14 protein-coding genes are annotated in these 19,370 nt (G+C 73.0%); 5 read left to right on the forward strand and 9 right to left on the reverse strand.

What is annotated here, in order from left to right:
• Nucleotides 1-35: 35 nt before the first annotated feature.
• The gene (locus FM110_RS05555) at nt 36-890 is read right to left on the reverse strand and encodes a glycosyltransferase (protein ID WP_087103416.1); all 855 of its coding nucleotides are present in this window, start codon (nt 888-890) and stop codon (nt 36-38) included.
• On the reverse strand, nt 887-1,885 hold the full coding sequence (locus FM110_RS05560; RefSeq protein ID WP_087103418.1) for a glycosyltransferase: 999 nt from the start codon (nt 1,883-1,885) through the stop codon (nt 887-889). Before FM110_RS05560 ends, FM110_RS05555 begins: the two co-directional genes overlap by 4 nt.
• A 400-nt stretch (nt 1,886-2,285) precedes the next feature.
• Between FM110_RS05560 and FM110_RS05565 the strand changes: the two genes are divergently transcribed.
• On the forward strand, nt 2,286-3,560 hold the full coding sequence (locus FM110_RS05565; RefSeq protein WP_234991942.1) for an LCP family protein: 1,275 nt from the start codon (nt 2,286-2,288) through the stop codon (nt 3,558-3,560).
• A 28-nt stretch (nt 3,561-3,588) separates the two neighbouring features.
• On the opposite strand, the gene FM110_RS05570 is transcribed toward FM110_RS05565, so the two are convergent.
• Nucleotides 3,589-4,296, reverse strand: coding sequence for a glycosyltransferase family 2 protein (locus FM110_RS05570; RefSeq protein WP_087103420.1), 708 nt, complete (start codon nt 4,294-4,296; stop codon nt 3,589-3,591).
• 128 nt (nt 4,297-4,424) lie between these two features.
• On the opposite strand from FM110_RS05570, the gene FM110_RS05575 reads away from it, so the two are divergent.
• The gene (locus tag FM110_RS05575) at nt 4,425-4,787 is read left to right on the forward strand and encodes a DUF2304 domain-containing protein (protein WP_087103422.1); all 363 of its coding nucleotides are present in this window, start codon (nt 4,425-4,427) and stop codon (nt 4,785-4,787) included.
• Nucleotides 4,784-6,805, forward strand: a complete 2,022-nt coding sequence (locus FM110_RS05580; RefSeq protein ID WP_087103423.1) for a DUF6541 family protein — start codon at nt 4,784-4,786, stop codon at nt 6,803-6,805. The genes FM110_RS05575 and FM110_RS05580 overlap by 4 nt, the downstream gene beginning before the upstream one ends.
• A gap of 152 nt (nt 6,806-6,957) precedes the next feature.
• Here FM110_RS05580 and pseC read toward each other — a convergent pair whose 3' ends face one another.
• Complete coding sequence (gene pseC / locus FM110_RS05585) at nt 6,958-8,085, reverse strand: UDP-4-amino-4,6-dideoxy-N-acetyl-beta-L-altrosamine transaminase (protein ID WP_087103425.1); 1,128 nt, start codon at nt 8,083-8,085, stop codon at nt 6,958-6,960.
• 1 nt (nt 8,086) lies between these two features.
• A complete protein-coding gene (gene pseB, locus FM110_RS05590; RefSeq protein WP_087103427.1) occupies nt 8,087-9,076 on the reverse strand; it encodes a UDP-N-acetylglucosamine 4,6-dehydratase (inverting) in 990 nt (329 codons plus the stop codon).
• Between the two features lie 94 nt (nt 9,077-9,170).
• Here pseB and FM110_RS05595 point away from each other — a divergent pair, with 94 nt between their 5' ends.
• A complete protein-coding gene (locus FM110_RS05595; RefSeq protein WP_234991943.1) occupies nt 9,171-9,884 on the forward strand; it encodes a cytidylyltransferase domain-containing protein in 714 nt (237 codons plus the stop codon).
• A complete protein-coding gene (locus FM110_RS05600; RefSeq protein ID WP_087103429.1) occupies nt 9,881-11,365 on the forward strand; it encodes a bifunctional UDP-2,4-diacetamido-2,4,6-trideoxy-beta-L-altropyranose hydrolase/GNAT family N-acetyltransferase in 1,485 nt (494 codons plus the stop codon). The genes FM110_RS05595 and FM110_RS05600 overlap by 4 nt, the downstream gene beginning before the upstream one ends.
• Here the strand turns inward: FM110_RS05600 and pseI are convergent.
• The 4 genes from pseI to FM110_RS05620 form a co-directional block, all read right to left on the reverse strand.
• Nucleotides 11,346-12,419, reverse strand: coding sequence for a pseudaminic acid synthase (pseI, locus tag FM110_RS05605; RefSeq protein WP_200810180.1), 1,074 nt, complete (start codon nt 12,417-12,419; stop codon nt 11,346-11,348). The two genes, FM110_RS05600 and pseI, sit on opposite strands and share 20 nt — an antisense overlap.
• A 44-nt stretch (nt 12,420-12,463) precedes the next feature.
• Nucleotides 12,464-14,596, reverse strand: coding sequence for a glycosyltransferase family 9 protein (locus tag FM110_RS05610; RefSeq protein WP_143276285.1), 2,133 nt, complete (start codon nt 14,594-14,596; stop codon nt 12,464-12,466).
• A 290-nt stretch (nt 14,597-14,886) separates the two neighbouring features.
• Entirely contained in the window at nt 14,887-15,900 is a 1,014-nt protein-coding gene (locus FM110_RS05615; protein WP_087103433.1) for a hypothetical protein, read from the reverse strand.
• A 6-nt stretch (nt 15,901-15,906) separates the two neighbouring features.
• Nucleotides 15,907-19,347 carry a glycosyltransferase gene (locus tag FM110_RS05620; protein WP_087103434.1) on the reverse strand — a complete coding sequence of 1,147 codons (3,441 nt, stop codon included), beginning with the start codon at nt 19,345-19,347 and terminating at the stop codon, nt 15,907-15,909.
• Between the last annotated feature and the right edge of the window lie 23 nt (nt 19,348-19,370).

The following is a 19,370-nucleotide window of genomic DNA, read 5'->3' on the forward strand; positions in this document are numbered from 1 at the left end:
TGCGGCGGAGGTCACCCCGCCAGCGGCGGTCCCGCTCAGCGGGAGCGCGGGGAGAACGGCTCGACGAACGTGCGGTACACGAAGCGGCGCGCAGCGCCCGGCACGAGGCGGTAGGCGCCCCGGCTCGCGAGATTGCGGACGAAGCCCCACGGGCCGATCACCCGATCGCGCAGGAAGATCCGCTGCAGGCGCAGGTCCGAGGCGAGCATCCCCCAGCCGCCGCGCCGGGCGAACAGGTCCTCGTCGACGCGGTAGTCGACGAGGACGTCCGGCAGGTTGCCGCAGCGGGCCCCGGCCAGCACCATCCGCTCCCACAGCCAGTAGTCCTCCAGATGGTCGAGCTCGCGGTACCCGCCGGCCGCCAGGGCGACCGGGGCGCGCATGACGACCGTCGGGTGGTGGAAGGGGCTGTGCACGGGCAGGTAGGCCACGATCTCCTCGTGGCTGAGCGGGCGCCGCCGCAGCGGCCCCGTGCCGGGGGCGACGTCGTCGGAGAACTCCTGCATCGCGCAGCCCAGCAGGTCCAACTGCCCGTCCGCGAGGGCGGGGATCTGGCGCGCGAAGCGGTCCGGACGGCAGAGGTCGTCGGCGTCGGCGCGCGCGATGATCTCGGTCTCAGCCCGGTCGAGCGCGTCCTGCAGCGCGGGGGCGAGTCCGCGGTGCCTGTCGTGGCGCAGGACCAGGGCGGGCCCCAGCTCCCCGGTCTCGATGCCCGCGAGCTCGCGCTCGAGCTCGGGGCCGACCGGGCCGTCGACCGTGACGATCAGGTGCGCGGGCCGCAGGTCCTGCTCGAGCGTCGCGGAGCGCGCGGCGGCGCGGAAGCGATCGGCGCGGTCGCCCCGCCACAGGGGCATGACGACGGTGAAGGGCGGGGGCGCGACCTCGTTCATCGACCGGCCGCGCGCTCGATCCGGCGGATGTCGGCCGCCGCCTCCGGATCCGCCGAGAGCACGGCCTCGCTGCGGCGGGGACCGCGGCGCAGCGCGTCGCGCAGGCCGCGGACGCCGACGCCCACGAGGTCCACATCGCGGGTGCGCCCGAGCATGAGCGCCCAGCCGAGCGCGGTGCGGCCGCCGTAGAGGACCCGCTCGAGGGGGGCGAAGGAGCGGGTGCGTCCGAGCGCCCACACCCGGTTGCGCACGTCGTAGTAGAAGCGCCCGCCCGGGGATGCCTGGGCGTTGCCGAAGGTCGCGGTGCGGTGCTCGACGACGCTCGAGGGGACGTGGATCCCGCGGCCGTGGCGCAGGAGGCGCCCGGTGTGCTCGAAGTCGTCGGACCAGATGAAGTAGTCCGCCAGCGGGAGGCCGAGGCGGCGCACGTCCTGGCCGTTGAGCAGGGCGGAGACGAAGCTCGCGGTGCGGATGGGCCGTGCGCCGGGCGAAGCGGCGGCCGCATCGGCCTTCTCGGCCGCGCTCGCGCCCAGGCGCGTGCGCGGGCGGTTCATCGGGTGCTCGCGGCCGTCGGTCCACTCCGCGCGGGAGGAGAGGACGGACAGGCGCACGGGGGAGGCCTCGAGGGCGGCGACGTGGGCGGACAGCGCTCCCGGGCGCGGGATCGTGTCGTCGTCCATCACCCAGACCCAGTCGGCGTCATGGCGCACCAGGGCGCGCGCGATCCCGGCCGCGAACCCGCCGGCGCCGCCGACGTTGCGGCGCAGATGCACCACGTCCGCGCCGATCGGGTGCGCGTCGGCCACGGCGCCGGAGGAGTCCGAGGAGGCGTTGTCGACGACCACGACCGCATCGGGGCGACGGGTCTGCGCCGCGAGCGCATCGAGGCACGCGGCCAGCAGCTCCTCGCGGTTGTAGGTCACGACGACGGCGACGACGCGCTGGGCGTCGGCGCCCGCGTGCGCCCCGGCGTCCTCGGGGTGGGCGGCGGTCATGCGGGCCTCCTGGCGGCGGGACGGTCGCGGGTGCGGATGCGAGAGCGGAAGCGCGGTGGCGCGGGTGCTCGGTCGCGCCGCCAGTCTACGGACGGCGCATGCCGCGGGCCGTGCACGCGGCCGTGGCCCGTGTCGCACGGACGGCGCTCGTCTATGAGGGCCCCGTGTCTGTGAAGGCCCCGTGTCTGTGAAGGCCCCGTGGATGTCCCGGATACCGGGCGGCGGTGGCGGCGTCGGGCACCGATCGCCGCTGTAGCCTGTCGGCAGCCCCGCCGCGGGGCCTCGCAGGACGACGGAAGGCCCAGCTGTGGACGATCGCGACGACCGGAGCCCCTCGTGCCCCGGAGCGCCCCGGCGCCCCGTGCGCCACCGCGCCCGACCGGGCGGCTCCGCTCGCCCCGTGCCGCCGGCCCAGCCCTCCGCCCCCCGCGACCAGGGCTCCCCGGGGGCGGACCGCTCCGTCGGCGCCGATCGCGCCTGCGAGGGGCGTTCGACCGCACCGGCGTCCGGCCGCGGCTCCGACACGCCGACGACCGCGATGCGGGCTCCGTCGCCGACGCGGGTGGACATGCGGGCGGTCCCCGCCGAGCCCGATGCGCCCGATGCCATCCGCACCGCTTCGCGTCCGCAGGACCGCCCGGGCGGCAGCACGGAGGCGCCCCGCGGTGCCGCCGCCCGTGCCCGAGCCCGCTCGCGGCGCGCCGGGACGGCCGGGACCTCGCCGCTCGCGGCACGCCTCTCCCGCATCCCGCGGCCGCTGCGGCTGGCCGCCTTCGCGCTCGCCGTGGTCCTCGTCGTCACGGGGGCGTGGTTCACCGGGCTCGCGCTGTGGGCGAACGGCCGCATCGAGCACGTCGATGCCCTCTCCGACATGCAGGGCACGCCGGGCACGTCGTATCTCATCGCGGGATCGGATCGCCGCGGCGGCGAGACCGTCGCCGACGACGGCACCGCGGGCGAGCGCGCCGACACGATGATGCTCCTGCACAAGGCGCCGAACGGGAACTCCTATCTCGTCTCCCTGCCGCGCGACACCCTCGTGGACATCCCCGGGCACGGGAAGTACAAGCTCAACGCGGCCTACGCGTTCGGCGGCCCGGCTCTCCTCGTCGAGACGGTCGAGGGGTTCACGGGCATGAAGGTCGACCACTTCGTGGAGATCGGCTTCGACGGCGTCTCCGGCCTCGTCGATGCGGTGGGCACCGTGAACCTGTGCATCGACCAGGACGTCGATGACGAGAAGTCGGGCCTGAAGATGACCAAGGGCTGCCATGACACCGGCGGCGAGCAGGCGCTCGCGTTCGTGCGCGCCCGCTACTTCGATCCGACGGCGGACATCGGACGCCAGCAGCGCCAGCAGCAGTTCGTCTCCGCGCTCATGAAGCGGGTGATGACGCCGGGCGTGCTGCTGAACCCGCTGGCGCAGGTGCGCCTCGCGGACGCCGGGACGGCGGCGCTGCGGACCGACGACTCGACCGGCGTGATCGACCTGGCGCGGATGGCGCTGACGATGCGCACGGCCATGAACGACGGCACGACGCTGACGATGCCGATCAAGGATCCGAACTATCACACGAAGAAGTCGGGAGTCGCGATCCTCACGGACGAGGACGACATCAAGGCCTTCTTCGGCTCGATCGAGGACGGCTCGGCGAAGGCCCCGGCGCAGGGCTGAGGCTCTCCCCTCCCCTGGTCCGCGCTGCTCAGCGGAACAGCATGTCGATGACGATGTTCACCGAGTTCAGGGCGCTCTGCCCCTTCGCCCGCGAGTAGTCGGTGTAGAGGATGTGCACGGGGTGCTCGCGGACCGTCAGGCGGTGCCGTCCGATCTCCTCGACGATCTCCGAGGCATGGGCCATCTTGTTCTGCTCGATGGTGATGACCTCGCAGGCGCGGCGACCGAGGACCCGCAGCCCGTTGTGGGCGTCCGTGAGGTGCAGGCCCGAGGTCAGGTTCGAGTAGTGCACCGCGCCCCACAGGACGAGCCGCTTGATGAGCCCGGGCTTCGTGCGGTCGTCGAGGAAGCGGGAGCCGAGCACGCAGTCGACGCCCTCGGCCTCGCGCAGCGCGATCATCGCCGCGGCATCGTCGACCTGGTGCTGGCCGTCGGCGTCGAAGGTGACGATCTGCTCCATGGCCGGGTCCCGCAGGGCGTAGTCGATGCCGGTCTTGATCGCGGCGCCCTGGCCCATGTTGTACGGGTGGCGCACGACGGCGGCGCCCGCGGCCTCCGCGATGCGGGCCGAGTCGTCCCCGGAGCCGTCGTCGACGCAGACGACCAGGGGGTAGCGCTCGCGCAGCCCGCGGACCACATCGCCGATCACAGCGGCCTCGTTGAACAGGGGGATCACGAACCACGTGGTCTCGGCACCGGGCGCGGAGGAGCCGTGCTGCGGCTCGGCGTCGCGCATGTGGTCTCCTCGCTGCGAGAGGGCGCCCGGCGTATCGACGCCCTGATTCCCTGGGAGGATAGCCTGTCGCCGTGGACAGACTTCTCGGCCCCCCGGCTCCGCCCATCGGTGTGACAGGGCACACCGTCATGATCCAGCTCTTCCTGCTGATCGGCATCGTGGGCATCGCCGCGTGGCTGTTCGTCAATCGCGGCGCCAAGCAGCTCGCCGTGCGTCGGCTGCTCCTCGTCGCCTTCACCGTCTTCGCCGTGCTCGCCGTGCTGTTCCCCACGCTCGTCACGGGCGTCGCGCACCTCGTCGGCGTCGGGCGCGGCGCCGACCTGCTGCTGTATCTGACGGTGGTCGTGCTCCTCGGGTCGCTCGCCCTCCAGGAGGCCCGGACGAAGTCGGCCGAGGTCCGCACGACCTACCTGGCACGACGCATCGCGATCGACGAGTCGGAACCGCCGGTGCAGTACCGCGAGCGGGTCCTGGGCGACAGGTCCCGATGACCGATCTCCTCCAGCTGGGCGCCGCGTTCCTCGGCGTCCTGCTCATCGCCTATGCGCCCGGCTATCTCGTCGTGAGGGCGGCGGCAGGGTCGCGGGGCCTCGCCCTCGCGCTCGCCCCGGCGCTCGGCGCCTGCATCGCTGGAGTCGGTGCGATCGCCGCCCAGGGCGTCGGGCTGCGCTGGTCGCTGCCCGTGCTCATCGTGCTCTCCGCCGCGGTTATCGCCCTGGCCGGCGGTCTCGCCCGACTGGGGCTCGCGCTCCCGTCGACCGTCCTCGACGCGCCCTGGTCGGCGTTGGGCCGCCGCGCCCAGCTGGCCTGGAGCGGCATCCTGGCCGGCGCCCTGCTCCTGGCCGTCGGACCGATCGCGGCCCGCGCCGGCCGCGCCGACGCCGTGCTCGAGCGCTACGACACCCTCTTCCATCTCACCGCGCTCGCCTACATCCGGGAGACGGGGCAGGCCTCGAGCCTGACGCTGAATGCGGTGGCGAGCCCGGCCCGGTCGCCCGCCTCCTACCCCGCGGCATTCCACGACCTCGTGGCGCTCATCCCCGGCATCGACATCCCGATCCTGCTCAACGGCGCGACGCTGGCGCTCGCGGTGGTGCCGTGGGCCCTGGGCGCCGCGCTGCTCGCCCGGGTCGCCCTGCCGCGGACCCCGTGGGCCCCGCCGGCCTGCGCGGCCATCGCCATCGTGATCCCCGCGAGCCCCCTCGACCTCTGGATCCACCTCTCCCCCATCCCGAATCTCGTGGGCTTCGCGTTCCTGGGCGGAGCCCTGGCGGGCGCCGCCGCGCTGTGGGAGTCGTGCACGGGCACCGTGCCGCCTGCGGACGGCAGCTCCCCCGTCGAGGCGGAGGCGGCACCGTCACGCGCAGCGACCGCCCCGGCCCGCACCGCTCAGATCCGCACTGTCCCTGTCCGCACCGCGCCGATCCGCACTGCCGTCGCCGCCACGGGCATGATCGCGGCGGCAGGAGCGGGCCTGACGCTGCTGCAGCCCAACGTCGGCGTGACCGCGCTGCTCGCCGTCGCCGTGCTCACCGCGGTGACCGGCCTGCCGCACTGGCGGACCCGACCGCTGCTGGCGATCGTGCCGCTGCTCGCGCTGGCCCCGATCGCGGCCCTCGTCCTCACCCCGCTGGGCGCGCGCGTCACCGGTTTCACGGGAGGCCTGCGGGTCCCGTGGTACACGGCACTCGGCGAAGTGGGACTGGGGCTGTGGACGGTCTGGCCGATGGCTCTGGGCGTCTGCCTCGCCGTGCTCTGGTGGCCGGGGCTCGTGCGCGCGGCGAGGACGCCACGCATCCGCTGGATCGCCGCCCTGTGGGGGGTGCTCGTGGTGCTGTACCTCGACGCCGCCGTGGACTCCCCGCTGAACCTGTCCGTGCTGTACTTCCGCGGGCAGGACCGCATCGCGGTGCCGCTCGCCCTGGTCTCGGCGCTGCTGGTGATCCCCGGTCTGCAGGCCTGGGCTCGGCGCCTGCGCCTGGTCGGCGAGGACGCCGAGCCACTCTCGGCCGCGACGCGCGCGGTGCTCGTCCTCACCGCCGTGGCCGTCGCCCTCTCCTCCGTCCCTCCGCGCCTGGACAATGCCGCGCTGAATCTGGACGCGGAGTACGCCGGGCGGGGCCGGTTCCTCCAGGCCGACGAGGTGGCCCGCTTCACCGAGGTGGCCGATCAGCTCGACCCGGACGCGACGATCCTCGCGAGCCCCTACTCGGGCGCCTCGCACATGTATGCGCTGCTCGGCCTGCGGGCCTACGTGCCCGTCGCCGGGGCCGTCCTGACGGCACCGGATCGTGCGGCGATCGACGCGGTCCCGGAAGCGGGCTCCTCCCCCGCGGCGTGCCGGGCGCTGCGCGACCGGGGCATCGACTACGTGTACCAGGAGTCGATCCTGTACCAGCGGGACACGACGTTCTCCCCAATCGGGTGGGGCGGGGACGACCTGGGACCCGTGGTCTTCGAGACCTCCCATTCGCGGCTCATCCGCGTCGAGTGCGATCCCGGGGCCTGACCGCTCGCGCCGTCCTCCGGGGCTCATGGACGCCCTGGCCCACGGAGGGGCACCCTCGCCGTGCGGGCGGGCGCCCTCGTCGCATGGACGGGCGCCCGGCCCGGAGCACGGAGCCCCGGACCGGGCGCCCCGGTCCCTGCCTGCGGCGGCCCTCAGCCGGCGACGGCCTTCCGCACGGCCTCGATGACGCACTCGACGTCGGCGTCCGTGAGCCCGGGGAACATCGGCAGCGAGATCTCGCGCCGGTAGTAGTCCTCGGCGACCGGGCACATCCCGCGCTGGTAGCCGAGGTCCTCGAAGACCGGATGCCAGTAGGCGGGGATGTAGTTGACCTGCACGCCGATGCCCTGCGCGCGCAGCGACTCGAAGATCTCGCGGCGCCGCTGGGCGGGGACGCGGAGCGGGTACAGGTGCCATGCGGGCGCGGCCCCGGCGGGGGCGACGGGGATGTCCACGCCGTCGAGATCGGACAGCGCCGCGTCGTAGGCCGCCTTGATCTGCGCGCGGCGCGCCGCGAAGTCGTCGAGCCGCGCCAGCTGGCTGGTGCCGAGCGCCGCCAGGACGTCGGGCAGACGGTAGTTGAGCCCGAAGGTGTGGACCTCCTGGTGCCACGGGCCCTCGTCCGGGAAGCGCTGCTGGGCGCGGTCGCGCACCAGGCCGTGGTTCTTGAACGCCCGCGCGCGGGCCGCGAGGTCATCGTCCGCCGTGACGACGGCGCCGCCCTCGGTGGTCGTGAGGTTCTTCGTGGGGAAGAACGAGTAGGTCGTGAGGTCGGCGAGCGAGCCGACGGGCGCGCCGTCGAGCGTCGACCCGATCGAGTGCGCGGCGTCCTCGAGGAAGAGGAGGCCATGGCGCTGCGCGAGGTCCCGGAAGGCGGGAGCGTCGACGGGGACGCCCGCATAGTCCACGCCCGCGACCACGCGGGTCCGGTCCGTCACGGCGGCCTCGGCGGCCTTCGGGTCCAGATTGCCCGTGGCGGGGTCGACGTCGGCGAAGACGATGCGCGCCCCGAGGAGGGCGGCGGTCGCGGCGGTCGCCACGAACGTCAGCGGCGTGGTCACCACCTCGTCGCCGGGCTCGATCCCCGCGGCGGCGTACGCGATGTGCAGCGCGGCCGTTCCCGAGGTGGCGGTCACCGCGTGGCCGACTCCGGCCCGCTCGGCCACGGCCGCCTCGAAGCGGTCCACCTCCGGGCCCGTCGTCAGCCAGTCGCTCCGCAGGGCGCGGACGACGGAGTCGACGTCGCTGTCATCGATGGACTGGCGCCCGTAGGGCAGCATCTCAGATCCCCTTCTCGATGATCGCCGCGATCTCCTCGCGCGTGTACCACTGGTCGTTGGAGTCCGAGCGGAAGAAGAATCCGTCCTCGACGGGGGTCGCGCCCTCGGGCGTCGTGTACCCCCAGGTCGCGAGGTCCGGCTGGATGATGAAGTACTTGCCGTCGCGGATCGAGACGGCGCGGCGGCCCTCCTCCGGGCTGATCATCTCCTCGTGGAGCTTCTCGCCCGGGCGGAGGCCGACGTCGACCATCTCGGCGCCCGGGACGACGGCCTGGGCGAGGTCCGTGACCTTCATCGAGGGGATGCTGGGGACGAGCAGCTCGCCGCCCTGCATGAGCTCGAAGGTGTCGATCACCATCTGCACCGCCTGGGGCAACGTGATGAAGAACCGCGTGCAGGTCAGGTCCGTGATGGGCAGGGGCTTGCCCTCCTCGCCGAGGCGGCGGAAGAACGGGATGACGGAGCCGCGCGAGCCCATCACGTTGCCGTACCGCACCACCGCGAAGCGCGTGTCGTAGGCGGCCGCGTAGTGGTTGCCGGTGATGAAGAGCTTGTCGGCGGTCAGCTTGGTGGCGCCGTAGAGGTTGATGGGGCTCGAGGCCTTGTCGGTGGACAGGGCCACGACCTTCTTCACCCCGGCGTCGATGGACGCCTCGATGACGTTCTGGCTGCCCAGGACGTTGGTCTTGACGAACTCGAACGGGTTGTACTCCGCGGTGTCGACCTGCTTCAGCGCCGCCGCGTGGACGACGTAGTCGACCCCGTGCAGCGCGCGGGCCAGGCGGCGCTCGTCCCGGACGTCGCCGATGAACCACCGCAGCCGCGGGTCGTTGCCGAACAGGTTGCGGACCTCGTACTGCTTGAGCTCGTCGCGCGAGAAGACGACGACGCGACGCGGATCGTGGTTGTCCAGGACCTCCCGCAGGAACGCCTTGCCGAAGGAACCGGTCCCACCGGTCACGAGGATGGATGCACCGTTCAGGAGTGACACGCGGATCTCTTTCGTCGTCGGGTCGGGAGGGTCGCCGGAGCGCCCGGACTGTGCGTGCGATTATGGCACGGTGAGTGACTCGCGAATCGTTGCCGTGATCCAGGCCCGGACCGGATCGTCCCGTCTTCCCGGGAAGGTGCTGCGACCGCTGGGCGGCCGCCCGGTGCTCTCCTGGATGGTGCGAAGCGCCCGCGCGGCCCGGGGCATCGACGACGTCGTCGTCGCGACCTCGACCGCGCCGGGCGACGACGCCGTGGCCGAGCTCGCTGCCGAGCTCGGCGTGCTGGTGGTGCGGGGCAGCGAGGACGATGTCCTGTCGCGCTTCGCCCTGGCGCTCGAGGAGACGGGCGCGGACGCCGTGGTGCGTCTCACAGCGGACTGCCCCCTCGCCGACCCGGCGCTGATCTCCGCCGTCGTGAGCCTGTGGCGCAACGACGAGAGCCTGGACTACGCCGCCTCCACGCTCGTGCGCACCCTGCCGCGCGGCCTGGACGTGGAGCTCGCCTCCCGTCGCGCTCTGCTCACCGCCGATGCCGAGGCCGAGAGCTTCCACCGGATCCACGTGACCTCGTATCTGTACGACTCCAAGCGGACGTTCCGGACCATGGGCCTGGTGGTGCAGCCGGCCGCGAACGATCTGCGCGTGACGCTCGACACCGCGGAGGACGGCGAGATGCTCGACGCCGTGGTCGCCGAGCTCGGCGACCGCCCGCCGTCGTGGCACGAGGTCGTGGATCTCCTGCGCTCGCGGCCGGACATCACGCGCATCAACGCCGCCGTGCGCCAGAAGGGGCTGGCGGACGGATGACGCTCGCCGTCCTGCGCTGCGACGCGACGCCCGACGGCGGCGTCGGCCACCTCGTGCGGGCCGTCTCGGTGGCGGACGCCGCCCGGGATGCGGGGCATGAGGTCGTGGTCGCCGGGGCGATCCGCTCCGAGCTGGCGCAGCAGCTGCTGGCCGACGCCGGGATCGAGGCCGTCCCGGCCGGTGATGATCTCGGGATCCTCGCCGCCGAGGTCGGCGCGACGGTCGTCCACGTCGACGACTACGCCGTCGGCCCGGACGCGATCGAGCAGGTGCACGCCTCGGGCGCGCTGCTGTCCTCGATGGAGGACTCCTCCTTCGGGCGCCGCCCCGCGGACATCGCCATCGACTCCACCATCGGCGCGGAGCGGACGCAGCGTCCCCGCGACGGCAGCGGTGCCGTGCTGCGGGGCATCCGGTACGCCCCGATGCGCGCCGCGGTCCGCGCGGCACGGGCCCAGCGCGAGGCCTCCCGGCCTGTCGGCCCCGCCGCCTCGATCCTGGTCGTCATGGGCGGCACCGACGCGACGGGCGCCGCGGGCACCATCGCAGCGGTCTGCACCGCGGCCCGCGGAGCCGGCGATGTGACTGTCATCGCCCGCGCGAGCGCCTGGGACGATGTGCGGGCCGCGGCAGGGGACGAAGTCCGGCTCGAGGAGCCATCCCCCGCCTTCCTCGACCGCGCCCGCGACGCCGATCTCGTGGTCAGCGCCGCCGGGACCACCGCGTGGGAACTCGCCTGCATCGGCGTGCCGAGCCTGCTCGTCGCGGTCGTCGCGAACCAGGTCGCCGGGTACGAGGCCGCGCTCTCGACGGGCATCGCGCACGGGCTCGGGACGCTGGACGAGGTCCGCGCGGATCCCGCGGCGGCGACCGCCCGCGTCGAGGAGGCGCTGCGGGACCTGCGCGAGGGCCGGTCGTGGGCGGCGGCCGGTCGCGATGCCGTCGACGGGCTCGGCGCGTCCCGGATCGTCGCGGCATGGGGGGACGCGCTCGACTCCCGCCGCGGAGGGGACGGCTCATCGATCACGGCCCGTCCCGCCGGGGAGAGCGATGCCCTGCTCCTCCTGCGCTGGCGCAACGATCCGGCCACGCGCCGGGTCTCCCGCTCCACCGGGCTCGTCCCCTGGGGCGACCACGCGGGCTGGTTCCGCGCGGTCCTGGCGTCCGAGGACCGGGAGCTGTACGTGGTCGAGCAGGCAGGCGCACCGATCGGCACGGTCCGCTTCGACCGTCTCGAGGAGCCGGAGTGGGAGGTGTCCATCACGCTCGCCCCGGAGGCGCGCGGGCGGGGCCTGGCCGGCCCTGTTCTCGCCGCCGGAGAGCGCGCGTTCGACGGGCGCCATCCGGGCACGAGGATCGTCGCCGCCGTCCTGCCCGGCAATGAGGCGTCGCAGCGGCTGTTCCGGCGTGCGGGCTACGAGCTCGCGGTCGGTCGCCGCGACGGCGACTTCGACGTCCTGGTCAGACGAGATCCCAGCTGAGCGGCGTGCCGCGCTCGGCGTCCCGGGCGAAACGGCGCCCGAGGACCACGTCGAGATAGCGCGGCTCGAGCCCGCCGGCCGGGCGGATCGACCGGACGTTCGCCTCGGTGACCTCGTCGCCCGCGCGCACGTCCTGGACGACGAAGAGCGAGCGGCGCAGGCGCTGGCTCTCCGCCTCGCTCGCGGTGGGGCCGACGTGGACCTCGCCGAGGGCGAGCCACGCGGCGTAGGACTCGTCCACGAGCGCCTTCAGCTCCTCGGGCTCGAGGGAGAAGTCCGAGTCGACGCCGCCGTCCGCGCGGCGCAGCGTCACGTGCTTCTCGAGGATCGAGGCGCCGAAGGCGACGGCGGCGACGCTTACGCCGATGCCCTTGGTGTGGTCCGAGAGGCCGACGACCACGTTCCAGGTGTCGCGCAGCACCGGGATCGTGCGCAGGTTGGACGCCTCGGCGGTGGCCGGGTAGGACGAGGTGCAGCCGAGCACGGCGATCTGGTCGTTGCCCTCAGCGCGGATGGTCGAGACCGCGAGGTCGACATCCGCCGCATCGGCGGCGCCCGTGGACAGGATGACCGGCTTGCCGGTGCGGGCGACCTTCCGCAGGAGCGGGATGTCCCCGATCTCCAGGGAGGCGATCTTGTACACCTGGGCGTCCAGGTCCTCGAGGAGGTCGACGGCCGTGGCGTCGAAGGGGCTCGAGAAGGGGATCATGCCGCGCTCGCGGGCGCGGGCGAAGATCTGCTCGTGCCACTCCCAGGGGGTGTGGGCCTCCTGGTAGAGGCTGTAGAGGTTCCGCCCGCCCCACAGGCCGTGGGAGTCGGTGATGCGGAACGCGGGGCCGTCGGCATCGATCGTGATGGTGTCGGCCGTGTAGGTCTGCAGCTTGATCGCGGGGGCGCCCGCATCCGCGATCGCGTCGACGATCTCGAGCGCGCGCCCGAGGTCGCCGTTGTGGTTGCCGGACATCTCCGCCGCCACGAAGGGGCGATGTGCCTCGGAGACCGTGAGGTCGCCGATCCGGATCTGATGCGCGGGGGTGCTGCTGGTCGAGGACATGGGGCGATGCTACCGGAGCACCCTCCGCCCTCCGCCCGCCGCCTTCAGACGGAGCGGTGAGCGCGGGCACGACGCACCAGGCGCGCGCGGCAGTCGGCCATCACGAGGTCGACGCAGCGCTCGTCGGGGTCGCTGAAGTCGATCCATCGCGGCGCGATGATCGTGGAGTTGCGCGAGAGCTGGTCGACGGAGGTCGCTCCCCCGGCCGTGCGGTAGTAGTAGTTCTCCGGAGAGAAGCCGAGCAGCCAGGCGGGTGTCCCGACGGCGGCGGCGAGCTCCATCGGCACCGTGCTGATGCCGATCACGAGGTCCATCGATGCCAGGTGCCCGGCCAGCCCCTCGAGGTCGTCGAACAGGTCCACATCCTCGATCTGCCGGATCCCGTGCTCGGCGCAGTAGGCGGCCTCCTCGGGATCGGTGGCGTGCTGCACCGACCAGAACTCCACGCCCTCGACGTCCAGCAGCGGCGCGAAGCGGTCCACGCCGAGGTACATCATCCGTCGTGAGGCGCTGGCGAAGTGGCTCTTCCAGACCAGCCCGACCTTGAGGGAGTCCGAGCTGCGCGGAACGGCCCGGGCGGGATCGGGCACCAGGTAGGCACCCTCATCCGAGCGCGGGAGCACGCCGGCGAACCTGTTGAAGGTGAGGTTCTGCCCGAAGGTCACGTGATCCGCCGACTCGATGTGCGGATCGCACTGCACCGGAACGTGGCTGGCGAGGATGGCATCGCTGTACCGGCCGTCATAGACGGGGTTCAGGACTCCGCGCAGTCGTCGCGCGACGTCCACGAACTCGATGGTCGGGAAGCTCCGCTCGAGGAGCGGGCGCAGGCGCGGGTCGCAGGTGGCCGTGACCGAGTACCTCGCGGCGAGCTCGGCGAGGTACTGGGCTCCGCGGATCTCGTCGCCGACCCCGTCGTCCATGATGAGGAACAGCGAAGAGCCGGGGTCATCCGGCAGCTCTTGGTAGTTCAGGAATCTGGTGCCGAGGTCGCGCGCGAGGATGCGCCACTGCAGTGCCGCCCTGCGGACGCTCCAGCTCCTCAGGTACTGCCCCGTCAGCAGCAGCGTCGTGGCCTGATCCCGGTCTCCGGAGCGGATACCCGGGCGCCCGGCGCTCGCAGAGCCGTACCCGATCTCGTTGCGGAGGTCGATGACGGAGCGGTCGTCGTCGAGCCGGGCGTAGACGAAGCGCAGACCGGTGGCGGCCGCGGTGTACGTGGGGTCCTCGACGAGGACCGACCGCAGCAGCTCAGCGGCATCGCGGTGAGCGCCCTGCTCCATCGCGATCAGGCCCCGCCCGCAGCGCGCGCCGAGCATCGTGTCGGGCACGCCTCGGAGGTCGGGAGCCAGGGCGTCGAGCTCGGGGAGCAGATCCTTGACGGTGAGCACCCTGAACAGGGAATCGCGGGTGTACACGTCCATCGACGGGTATCGCGCGGCCGTCGCCGCGAGGCAGGCGGCGAAGAGGGCCGCGTGGGCGGAGCTCACCGCCCTCAGGTCGTGGGCGAGGGCCAGCACGCCGGGGGCCGTGTGGTGATCGTTCGGTATCGTCGCAGGGTCGTCGAGGAGGGAGCCGGAGTCGAAGCGGAGCACCGCCTCGACGACGCCCCGGTCCCGCAGCCCGTGCTGGGCGAGCTGGCGCTCGAGGAGTGCGCGCGCCCGTCGCTCGTGCCCGTGGGTGACGAGGTCGCCGACGTAGCGCAGGTTGTCCTTCCACTGGTCAGGATCCCTCTCGCCTCCCTCGAAGAAGTCGAGGACGTCCACGCCTTCCAGCGCAGCGGTGCGGAGCCTAAACGCGCGGAAGCGCAGGTCCCTGGTGACGCTGCCGAAGGCCCGCGGGTCTGTGCGCTGGACCGGGAGCGCCTCGAGGGCACCGAGCTTGTCCGACAGCTCCAAACCGGAGAGGTGGATCCACTCCCCCAGGCGGGACGCCTCGGCCGGGCGGAGGGCGCGCTGCCCGATCCCTCGGAGCTGCGCGGCCAGCAGCTCATCGGAGGCGATCCCGCTCTGGGCGCTGAGCAGCGTCGTTCCCACGAAGCACTGGTCGACGAGGTCCAGCTCGTCGGGATCGAGTCCGCTGACGAGGTCCGATGCCGTCCGGAAATTGCGCAGCCGGACGAGGTGCCGGGCGATGGCGAGGAGCTCGTCCGGGGCCGCTCCCGTCGCCGCATCCATCAGCACTGCTCGCCGGGCTGCGGGAGAGAAACGCCGATCCGGGGCGCTGAGACTCCTCTGTCTCGCTGCGCGTACGAGCTTGCGGAGCACGGTGTCCACGGCGCCCACCTTCGGAGTCCGGTCGAGCTCCGGGCGGCTCGTCTCAGTCGGGCATCTTATCCGGAAGCGCGCCGGTGGCCCAGGATGCCCGAACCGTGCTGCCGATCACGACGCCGCAGGTCCGTTCGGGATCGAGGACCGGCACCGTGTCGGCCCTGGTCGATTCCCATCACCCCCATCGGGCGACGGCGTCAGAGCGAGGGCTCGAGCGGCTCGGCGAGGAGCTCCTCCCCCTGCGGCACCCGGGGCAGTCGTCCCGGGAGATGGCTGAGGGGGTGGCGCAGGAACACCAGGGGCGATGCACCGGAGCCGGCGTCCTGCGCCCCCTCCGCACGCTCCAGGATCCCCAGCACCGCGCCGGCCTTGCGCACCGGCGCCCCGAACCAGTAGCTCATGGCCGGGCGGGCACGGCGATGGTCCCAGCCCAGGAGGCCCGACAGCTCCCGCGGATCGCGCAGGGACGGGTGGCCGAGCTCGTCGAGCGCGAGGGCGCGGCGGATATCGATGCCGGCGTCCTCGGCGTGGAACTCCGGCCACAGCTCGCGGGTGCGACGGGCGACCTCCGAGCCGAGCGCACCGACCTCGACGCCCTCGCCGTACACCGCCGTCGGCGTCCCTTCGGCGGCGGCGTAGACCACCGCGGTGGACAGCTGGTTGGACACCACGCGCCGCGCACCGCGCACCAGGCGCAGGATCCTCCCCAGGAAGAGGGGGTCGCGCCGCTCCCCCGCGCTGACGACGCGGTGGCCGTGCTCGCGCCAGACCTCGAGGCGCTCCGGGCGACCGAGGTCCTCGGGGTGGAGGCAGACCACCGAGGGGCCGTCCCGCTCGGCGAGCTCGCGGGCGAGGGCGCTGTCCTCGGCCCCGATCTTCACGACGCGGGTGTCATGCACGGGGAAGGCCACCGCGGCGCCGAGGGGATCGATGGTCCGCTCCGCCGTCATCGCGCTGAGATAGAGGAAGGGGGCGCCGATCGCCGTGGTCTCCGCCGTGTCCTGCGCCGGGTCCCACGCCCGCGAGGCATGGCTCCACACGAGGCGTCGGGCGCCGCGCGGGAGGCGGGGGAAGTCGGCGAAGTGCACCGTGACCGGTGAGCGCACGGTCCAGCCGTGCTGCAGGAGCCCGTCGATGTGCCGCACGGAGTCGAGACCGGCATGCCGCGCGAGGGCGGCGCTGTGCCCGTAGTAGTGGTTCTGGATGTCCATGTGCCCTCAGCCGAAGATGTCGCGCCGGGACTCCGGCACGTCGAAGGGGACGAGATCATGCGGAGACCGGGCGATGCGGAACAGACCCGAGGCCACGTCCTGGAGCGTCTCCTCATGCCCCGGGACCTCGATCACGTACGAGGGAACGCCCAGCGCCGCCGCCTCCCACATCGAGGTCGAGAACGTGCCCACCGCGAGCACCGAGGACGCCACGGTCGTCAGCGTGTCCTGCTCCGCCACCGCGACCGCATCGGCGAGCCCCGCCGCAGCGAGCTCCTGGCCGATGATCTCCCGCTGCGCCGGATGCGGCGCGATCACCACGCGCAGCTCCGGGCGCTCCCGGACGAGGTCCTTCACGAACGCCAGGATCCGACGCAGCACCCGCGGCTGCGAGATCACGCACACGTCCCAGGAGCGCTCACGATCGGCCGGCGCCTCCATCAGCGCCCGCAGCTCGGGCTGCTCGCGCGGCACCACCACATGCTCGGCATACGCATTCGTCCGCTCCGCCCAGAAGTCCGACCACGCGTAGAAGCGCGAGGCCCCGTAGTGCAGGCGCCCGCCGAACCAGAAGCTCGGGGCATACCGACTCGTGAGGGCGTACTGGATATCCGACACACGAGCACCCGAGCGCGCCGCGGCCGCACCGATCCCCGCCCACCAGTGGCTCGAGGCGATCAGCACCTCCTCCGGCCGCACCCGCTCGAACACCGGCGTGAAGAACTCCCGCTCCGCGAGGAACTTCGCCAGGCGGTTGCGCAGGTGATCCCCGAGGTCCACGTGGATGCCCAGAGTCCGCGACAGCGCCTCCTCGAACGGACGCGCATCCACCTCGGGCACTCGCAGGTGGTCCCAGCGCCGATGCCACCCGTTGCGCCACGCCGTGAACTCGCCGAACGGGTACACCATGTTCGACTCCGTGACGTCCGGGTACCCGTCCGCGGACGGCTGCACGACGAAGAGGCTGTCGTCGCGGACGAACGGGGCGGTGCGATACCCGGTCTGGCCGCGGCGCACGTAGTCGAAGACCACGGTCCGGGCACGAGGGGCATCCACGATCCGCTTCCGGACGGGGCTGATGTCGGCGACGGTGCCTCCGGCGTTCACCGACGGCCCCCACAGCCCGGCGGCCTCCGCCAGCTGGATCACGAGCGCGGATCGGCCGAGCTCCCACACATGGACGCCGTCATCGGTGGTGATGTCGAACAACCCGTAGTCGCGCTCCGCGGCGCAGAACGCCTCGAACAGCTCGCCGTAGGACCACGGGGGCTCCACCCGGCGCTGAGAGGCGCCGTCCCGCAGGAGCAGCCAGTCGTACTCCCCCTGGATCGTGACCGTCGGACGCTCCTGCGTGCCGCTGTTGGCGACGCGCACGCCGCCGGTGGTGTTGATCGGAGCACCGAAGCTGTCGACACCCGACGACACCGGATACCACGGATGACGGGGGATCTCACGGCGCGTCGGCATCGACTCCTTGACCGCCACGGCGTTCATCGCCATCGTCGCGGCCGTGCGGGCGTACGTCCTGCCCACCCTCATGGCGACGCGCGAGGCGTCCAGGGGCAGCCGGAGCCTGCGCTGCAGCCCCTGCGCCTCGGATCCGCCGGCGGTCGGTGCGGGGGCCGGGCTGGTCGCATCCGTCTGCGCGGGAGCATCCGTCGGTGCGGGAGCAGCCTCCTGCCCGGGAGTCGTCGTCTGCACGTGGGCATCCGCCTGCGCGGGAGCCTCCGTCGGAGCGGACGCTTCCGCCGGAGCGGTGGGCGCCGTCGAGGCCGCGGCGCGCCGGGCCGCGAGCATGGTCGTTACCTGCCCGGACTTCCAGATGACCGCCTCGGTCGCCTGGGCGCCGAAGCTCATGAGCGCTCGCGGCGTCGTGCGCCAGGAGACGTGCCCGGCCCCGCCGCGGGCCGCGAAGATCGCGTCGTCCTCCACCGGCGGAGCGCCGTCGCCGTAGGTCGCATCGCGTCGCAGGCGCGGGAGGAGGGGGGCGCGGTCACCGGTCACGGGCCCGACGAGATAGTGCCGGTCGGCCGAGCCGGGCTCGCTCGCGTAGGAGACGACGTCCGACCCCGTCGCCGGGAACTCGATCATCGTGCGGCCCGGCGATCGCTCGACCGCGGGCTCCGCACGGCGCGTCCCGTCGTCGATGCGGATGTCGTGGAGCGGCGCGTCGGAGCGGACGAGGAGCTGGTGGACCTTGCGCGGCCCCCACCCTCGGGTCCGGAGGGAGACGGCGCCCGCCTCGACCGCTTCGTGCCCGTCCGTCGCGAACAGCTCGGCGAGGTCGACCTCGCGGGCGTCCGCGGGCCCCAGGACGGCGGCGTAGCGGTCGACGACGGCATCCGCCGAGAAGCGCTCGTCGAAGATGGCACGAGCGCGCTCCCCGAGACGGCGGCGGAGCTCGTCATCGCCGACGAGGGCCGCGAGCCGGCGCGCGAGCTGGTCGACGTCGCCGAGGGGCACGATGTACCCGCTCTCCCCGTCCTCGATCACGTCCCGGGGGCCGAAGTCGAAGTCGTAGGCGACCGTGGGCAGGCGGTGGTGCGCGGCCTCGAGCAGGGGGTAGCCGAAGCCCTCCGAGAGCGAGGTCATGAGGACGATGTCGGCGGTGCCGTAGACGTCCTGCTCGGTGCCGAACCCGGGGATCTGCACCCGGTCCTCGAGCCCGAGATGCTCGATCTCCTCCTGGAGCGCGATGAAGTACGGGTTGAGCGGGCTGATGTTGCCCCACAGCATGAGGTGGACGGACGGGTCCTCGATCCGGGCGAGCGCACGGACCGCGTCGAGCTGGTTCTTGCGGTGCTGGAACGAGGCCGGCAGGACGATCCGCACGCCGTCGTGGGGCGTCCGCGGCACGTCCACCGCCCGGTGGATGTTGGGCACGCACACGACGTGCTCCGGCGCGAACTGCGGGATGAACTGCTCGCGGAGTTCTTCGGCAACGGTCTGCACGATGTCGATCGAGGCCCGGGCCTCCGCGACGAGCGCCACGAGCTGGTCATGATGGCGGTAGTCGCCGTGCGCCTGCAGCACGGTCCGGACCGTGCGCGGCCGTCCCGCGAGCGCCCGGTGGAAGATGAGCGCCTGGAGCGCGGTCGTGAAGATGATCGTGTCCGAGGCGTCGAGGCCGTCGCTCAGCTGCCGGATCGCGGCGAGCTGGTTCTCGGTGATGGCGTACCGGGTCGAGTAGACCCTGCCCTCGAGGACCGGATGCACGTTCGACGCGAGCAGGCGTCCGCCGTCCGCGGGCAGCGACTGCAGCGGGAGGACGGGCACCTCGGGATCCAGCGGCCAGCGGGGCATGGCCAGAGCCGAGCCGTCGCCCTGGCCCAGCAGACTGAGCACGGCGACCGGATAGCCGCGGCCTGTGAGGGCATTGGCTGTCTCCACGACCGATTTGTGGTAGCCCGTGGGGCCGGCGAGCTCATCGACGAAGATCAGGATCATGGTCCGCGCAGTCTACTCACGGG

This window comes from Brachybacterium nesterenkovii, from assembly GCF_900163655.1.
GTDB classification, from domain to species: Bacteria; Actinomycetota; Actinomycetes; order Actinomycetales; family Dermabacteraceae; genus Brachybacterium; species Brachybacterium nesterenkovii.

Excerpts from the sequence above, each read along its gene's own strand:
- FM110_RS05560 (WP_087103418.1), bottom strand. The coding sequence starts at position 1,885 with ATGACCGCCGCCCACCCCGAGGACGCCGGGGCGCACGCGGGCGCCGAC.
- FM110_RS05600 (WP_087103429.1), top strand. The coding sequence starts at position 9,881 with ATGACGCTCGCCGTCCTGCGCTGCGACGCGACGCCCGACGGCGGCGTC.
- FM110_RS05580 (WP_087103423.1), top strand. The coding sequence starts at position 4,784 with ATGACCGATCTCCTCCAGCTGGGCGCCGCGTTCCTCGGCGTCCTGCTC.
- FM110_RS05570 (WP_087103420.1), bottom strand. The coding sequence starts at position 4,296 with ATGCGCGACGCCGAGCCGCAGCACGGCTCCTCCGCGCCCGGTGCCGAG.
- FM110_RS05575 (WP_087103422.1), top strand. The coding sequence starts at position 4,425 with ATGATCCAGCTCTTCCTGCTGATCGGCATCGTGGGCATCGCCGCGTGG.
- FM110_RS05615 (WP_087103433.1), bottom strand. The coding sequence starts at position 15,900 with ATGGACATCCAGAACCACTACTACGGGCACAGCGCCGCCCTCGCGCGG.
- pseI (WP_200810180.1), bottom strand. The coding sequence starts at position 12,419 with ATGTCCTCGACCAGCAGCACCCCCGCGCATCAGATCCGGATCGGCGAC.
- FM110_RS05610 (WP_143276285.1), bottom strand. The coding sequence starts at position 14,596 with ATGGATGCGGCGACGGGAGCGGCCCCGGACGAGCTCCTCGCCATCGCC.
- FM110_RS05555 (WP_087103416.1), bottom strand. The coding sequence starts at position 890 with ATGAACGAGGTCGCGCCCCCGCCCTTCACCGTCGTCATGCCCCTGTGG.
- pseC (WP_087103425.1), bottom strand. The coding sequence starts at position 8,085 with ATGCTGCCCTACGGGCGCCAGTCCATCGATGACAGCGACGTCGACTCC.
- FM110_RS05620 (WP_087103434.1), bottom strand. The coding sequence starts at position 19,347 with ATGATCCTGATCTTCGTCGATGAGCTCGCCGGCCCCACGGGCTACCAC.